Annotated in this window: 2 tRNA genes and 3 rRNA genes; all 5 read right to left on the minus strand. The window is 54.3% G+C overall.

The features are described from left to right. Positions 1–23: 23 nt before the first annotated feature. The 5 genes from rrf to GGR66_RS21005 all read right to left on the minus strand — a co-directional run bounded on the left by rrf (position 24) and on the right by GGR66_RS21005 (position 5,199). Positions 24–138: ribosomal RNA gene (gene rrf / locus GGR66_RS20985) — 5S ribosomal RNA — on the minus strand. A gap of 158 nt (positions 139–296) precedes the next feature. Further along, positions 297–3,176, minus strand: a 23S ribosomal RNA gene (locus tag GGR66_RS20990). 223 nt (positions 3,177–3,399) lie between these two features. Next, positions 3,400–3,476: transfer RNA gene (locus tag GGR66_RS20995), tRNA-Ile, on the minus strand. Between the two features lie 14 nt (positions 3,477–3,490). Beyond that, positions 3,491–3,566, minus strand: a tRNA-Ala gene (locus tag GGR66_RS21000). 88 nt (positions 3,567–3,654) lie between these two features. Then, positions 3,655–5,199, minus strand: a 16S ribosomal RNA gene (locus tag GGR66_RS21005). Together the 16S, 23S and 5S rRNA genes with 2 tRNA genes alongside form the textbook arrangement of a ribosomal RNA operon. Between the last annotated feature and the right edge of the window lie 451 nt (positions 5,200–5,650).

Raw genomic sequence — 5,650 nt, forward strand, 5'->3', positions numbered from 1 at the left:
GGGACGGGGATTTGGGGTAAAGCCCCTGGCGATGACCTACTCTCGCATGGCTTGAGCCACACTACCATCGGCGCAGCTGCGTTTCACTTCCGAGTTCGGGATGGGATCGGGTGGTTCCACAGCGCTAATTTCACCAGGGAGACGGTTGGAGTGTCGCCACGTGCACGGTACTCGGTTGTTGGACCGAGGACGGCATGGGCGCCAGCCTCTCATAGGGTGTGATGTAGCGAGCGAGTGAGAGCGATCGACGTGTGTCGCGCTAAGGGATGCTTAATGAGGAAGCATCTTGAGGTTATATGGTCAAGCCGCACGGATCATTAGTATCAGTTAGCTCAATGCATTGCTGCACTTACACACCTGACCTATCAACCACGTAGTCTACATGGTTCCTTTAGGGGACTTGTGTCCCGGGAGATCTCATCTTGAGGCGCGCTTCCCGCTTAGATGCTTTCAGCGGTTATCGCTTCCGAACATAGCTACCCGGCAATGCCACTGGCGTGACAACCGGAACACCAGAGGTTCGTCCACTCCGGTCCTCTCGTACTAGGAGCAGCCCCTCTCAAATCTCCAACGCCCATGGCAGATAGGGACCGAACTGTCTCACGACGTTCTGAACCCAGCTCGCGTACCACTTTAAATGGCGAACAGCCATACCCTTGGGACCGACTACAGCCCCAGGATGTGATGAGCCGACATCGAGGTGCCAAACACCGCCGTCGATATGAACTCTTGGGCGGTATCAGCCTGTTATCCCCGGAGTACCTTTTATCCGTTGAGCGATGGCCCTTCCATACAGAACCACCGGATCACTAAGACCTACTTTCGTACCTGCTTGATCCGTCGATCTTGCAGTCAAGCACGCTTATGCCTTTGCACACAGTGCGCGATGTCCGACCGCGCTGAGCGTACCTTCGTGCTCCTCCGTTACTCTTTAGGAGGAGACCGCCCCAGTCAAACTACCCACCATACACGGTCCCCGATCCGGATTACGGACCTAGGTTAGAACGTCAAGCACGACAGGGTGGTATTTCAAGGATGGCTCCACTGCAGCTAGCGCCACAGTTTCATAGCCTCCCACCTATCCTACACAGACGAACTCAACGTTCAGTGTAAAGCTATAGTAAAGGTTCACGGGGTCTTTCCGTCTTGCCACGGGAACGCTGCATCTTCACAGCGATTTCAATTTCACTGAGTCTCGGGTGGAGACAGCGCCGCTGTCGTTACGCCATTCGTGCAGGTCGGAACTTACCCGACAAGGAATTTCGCTACCTTAGGACCGTTATAGTTACGGCCGCCGTTTACTGGGGCTTCGATCAAGAGCTTCGCCTTGCGGCTGACCCCATCAATTAACCTTCCAGCACCGGGCAGGCGTCACACCCTATACGTCCACTTTCGTGTTTGCAGAGTGCTGTGTTTTTGATAAACAGTCGCAGCGGCCTGGTTTCTGCGACCCTCTTCAGCTATAGCTCGCACGAGCCACCAAAAAGGGTGCACCTTCTCCCGAAGTTACGGTGCCATGTTGCCTAGTTCCTTCACCCGAGTTCTCTCAAGCGCCTGAGAATTCTCATCCTACCCACCTGTGTCGGTTTACGGTACGGTCTGCGTAAGCTGAAGCTTAGGAGCTTTTCCTGGAAGCGTGGTATCAGTGACTTCGTCTAAAAGACTCGTCTCGGTGCTCGGTCTTAAAGGATCCCGGATTTGCCAAAGATCCAAACCTACCGCCTTTCCCCGGGACAACCAACGCCCGGTACACCTAACCTTCTCCGTCCCTCCATCGCACTTACGCGAGGTGCAGGAATATTAACCTGCTTCCCATCGACTACGGCTTTCGCCCTCGCCTTAGGGGCCGACTCACCCTGCGCCGATTAACGTTGCGCAAGGAAACCTTGGGCTTTCGGCGTGCGGGTTTTTCACCCGCATTGTCGTTACTCATGTCAGCATTCGCACTTCCGATACCTCCAGCGGACTTCTCAATCCACCTTCGCAGGCTTACGGAACGCTCCTCTACCGCGCATCGCTTATCGCGATGCACCCCAAGCTTCGGTTCACTGCTTAGCCCCGTTAAATCTTCCGCGCAGACCGACTCGACCAGTGAGCTATTACGCTTTCTTTAAAGGGTGGCTGCTTCTAAGCCAACCTCCTGGCTGTCTATGCCTTTCCACATCGTTTTCCACTTAGCAGTGAATTTGGGACCTTAGCTGTGGGTCTGGGTTGTTTCCCTTTTCACGACGGACGTTAGCACCCGCCGTGTGTCTCCCATACAGTCCGTCTCGGTATTCGGAGTTTGCAATGGTTTGGTAAGTCGCGATGACCCCCTAGCCATAACAGTGCTCTACCCCCGAGAGGATACATATGAGGCGCTACCTAAATAGCTTTCGAGGAGAACCAGCTATCTCCGGGTTCGATTAGCTTTTCACTCCTAATCACACCTCATCCCCTACCTTTGCAACGGGAGTGGGTTCGGGCCTCCAGTCAGTGTTACCTGACCTTCACCCTGGGCATGACTAGATCACCCGGTTTCGGGTCTACTGCCCGCGACTATGCGCCCTTATCAGACTCGGTTTCCCTTCGCCTCCCCTATACGGTTAAGCTTGCCACGAACAGTAAGTCGCTGACCCATTATACAAAAGGTACGCAGTCACTCTTGCGAGCTCCTACTGCTTGTACGCACACGGTTTCAGGATCTATTTCACTCCCCTCTCCGGGGTTCTTTTCGCCTTTCCCTCACGGTACTGGTTCACTATCGGTCGGTCAGGAGTATTTAGCCTTGGAGGATGGTCCCCCCATGTTCAGACAGGGTTTCACGTGCCCCGCCCTACTCGTCTTCACTGGAATGGCCCTTTTAAATACAGGGCTATCACCTTCTATGGCCAACCTTTCCAGGTTGTTTTTCTAAAGCCATACCAGCTTAAGGGCTAGTCCCCGTTCGCTCGTCACTACTTAGGGAATCTCGGTTGATTTCTTTTCCTCCGGTTACTTAGATATTTCAGTTCACCGGGTTCGCTTCCAGCAGCTATGTATTCACTGCAGGATACTGCCGAAGCAGTGGGTTTCCCCATTCGGACATTGCCGGATCAAAGCTTGTTGCCAGCTCCCCGACACTTTTCGCAGGCTGCCACGTCCTTCATCGCCTCTGACCGCCAAGGCATCCACCGTGTGCGCTTATTCGCTTGACCATATAACCTCAAGTTGCCTCAAGGTCATATTCAGTCCAGGGGTACAAAGCCTGGACGCGAACTATAACGACTCAATTTCTAGGGACTCGAGGTCCCCGCCTTAGCCACAACGACACGTCGAGAAGTTTGTTCTCAAACGCTCGCTACATCACAAATTATTAAAGAACAACGCTACGGCCTCAACGCCGAGCATCTAAATTCTTAGTGTGCGATACATTCAGAGTGGTGGGTCTGGGAGGACTCGAACCACCGACCTCACCCTTATCAGGGGTGCGCTCTAACCACCTGAGCTACAGACCCAAAGTCTTCGTCAGTGGTGGAGCCAGTCGGGATCGAACCGACGACCCCCTGCTTGCAAAGCAGGTGCTCTCCCAGCTGAGCTATGGCCCCGGTATTTCGGGGTGCTCCGCCCTGTGGCGGAACTCTCTGAATGCAGGTTACTTGTGAGGACGCCTGACAGGCGTAGCTGTCATGCTCAAAAGGAGGTGATCCAGCCGCACCTTCCGATACGGCTACCTTGTTACGACTTCACCCCAGTCATCGGCCACACCGTGGCAAGCGCCCTCCCGAAGGTTAAGCTACCTGCTTCTGGTGCAACAAACTCCCATGGTGTGACGGGCGGTGTGTACAAGGCCCGGGAACGTATTCACCGCAGCAATGCTGATCTGCGATTACTAGCGATTCCGACTTCATGGAGTCGAGTTGCAGACTCCAATCCGGACTGAGATAGGGTTTCTGGGATTGGCTTACCGTCGCCGGCTTGCAGCCCTCTGTCCCTACCATTGTAGTACGTGTGTAGCCCTGGTCGTAAGGGCCATGATGACTTGACGTCATCCCCACCTTCCTCCGGTTTGTCACCGGCGGTCTCCTTAGAGTTCCCACCATTACGTGCTGGCAACTAAGGACAAGGGTTGCGCTCGTTGCGGGACTTAACCCAACATCTCACGACACGAGCTGACGACAGCCATGCAGCACCTGTCTCACGGTTCCCGAAGGCACCAATCCATCTCTGGAAAGTTCCGTGGATGTCAAGACCAGGTAAGGTTCTTCGCGTTGCATCGAATTAAACCACATACTCCACCGCTTGTGCGGGCCCCCGTCAATTCCTTTGAGTTTCAGTCTTGCGACCGTACTCCCCAGGCGGCGAACTTAACGCGTTAGCTTCGATACTGCGTGCCAAGTTGCACCCAACATCCAGTTCGCATCGTTTAGGGCGTGGACTACCAGGGTATCTAATCCTGTTTGCTCCCCACGCTTTCGTGCCTCAGTGTCAGTGTTGGTCCAGATGGCCGCCTTCGCCACAGATGTTCCTCCCGATCTCTACGCATTTCACTGCTACACCGGGAATTCCGCCATCCTCTACCACACTCTAGTTGCCCAGTATCCACTGCAATTCCCAGGTTGAGCCCAGGGCTTTCACAACGGACTTAAACAACCACCTACGCACGCTTTACGCCCAGTAATTCCGAGTAACGCTTGCACCCTTCGTATTACCGCGGCTGCTGGCACGAAGTTAGCCGGTGCTTATTCTTTGGGTACCGTCAGAACAATCGGGTATTAACCGACTGCTTTTCTTTCCCAACAAAAGGGCTTTACAACCCGAAGGCCTTCTTCACCCACGCGGCATGGCTGGATCAGGCTTGCGCCCATTGTCCAATATTCCCCACTGCTGCCTCCCGTAGGAGTCTGGACCGTGTCTCAGTTCCAGTGTGGCTGATCATCCTCTCAGACCAGCTACGGATCGTCGCCTTGGTGGGCCTTTACCCCGCCAACTAGCTAATCCGACATCGGCTCATCTATCCGCGCGAAGCCCGAAGGTCCTCCGCTTTCACCCTAAGGTCGTATGCGGTATTAGCGTAAGTTTCCCTACGTTATCCCCCACGAAAAGGTAGATTCCGATGTATTCCTCACCCGTCCGCCACTCGCCACCCAGAGAGCAAGCTCTCCTGTGCTGCCGTTCGACTTGCATGTGTTAGGCCTGCCGCCAGCGTTCACTCTGAGCCAGGATCAAACTCTTCACTTAAAATTACAGGCCCGAAGGCCAATACTTTGATATGCAGAGTTCAAACCAAGCTACGTATCGCTTGCAAAGCAATTGATTTGTTGCTCTTGATTCGAACGTCTGCAAGATGGACATACTTCCACCTGCAGGCGTCCTCACAAGTTACCTGCGCACACTGTCAAAGAACTTCGGGGCCGGCCTCAGCGCCTTTCCCTTTTTCGCCCCGACGTTTCCGTCCGAGTGAGCCGCCCATTATAGCGGGCTTTTTGCTTCCGTCAACACCTCATTTCGAGGCGGTTGACGCTGGTTCGTCTTCAAAACCCGAAGGCTTTTCGTCGAACCGAGCCGCCCATCATAGCGGCTTTTTTCTTGCCGTCAACACCTTGTTGATCAAGGCCTTGACGCCGCTTCTTCGTCCAAACCCGTAGGCTTTTCCTCGAAGCGAGCCGGCCATATTAGCCGACTTTTTCAC

Origin of the sequence: Xanthomonas sp. 3498 (assembly GCF_014199795.1) — a bacterium.
Lineage (GTDB): Bacteria > Pseudomonadota > Gammaproteobacteria > Xanthomonadales > Xanthomonadaceae > Xanthomonas_A > Xanthomonas_A rydalmerensis.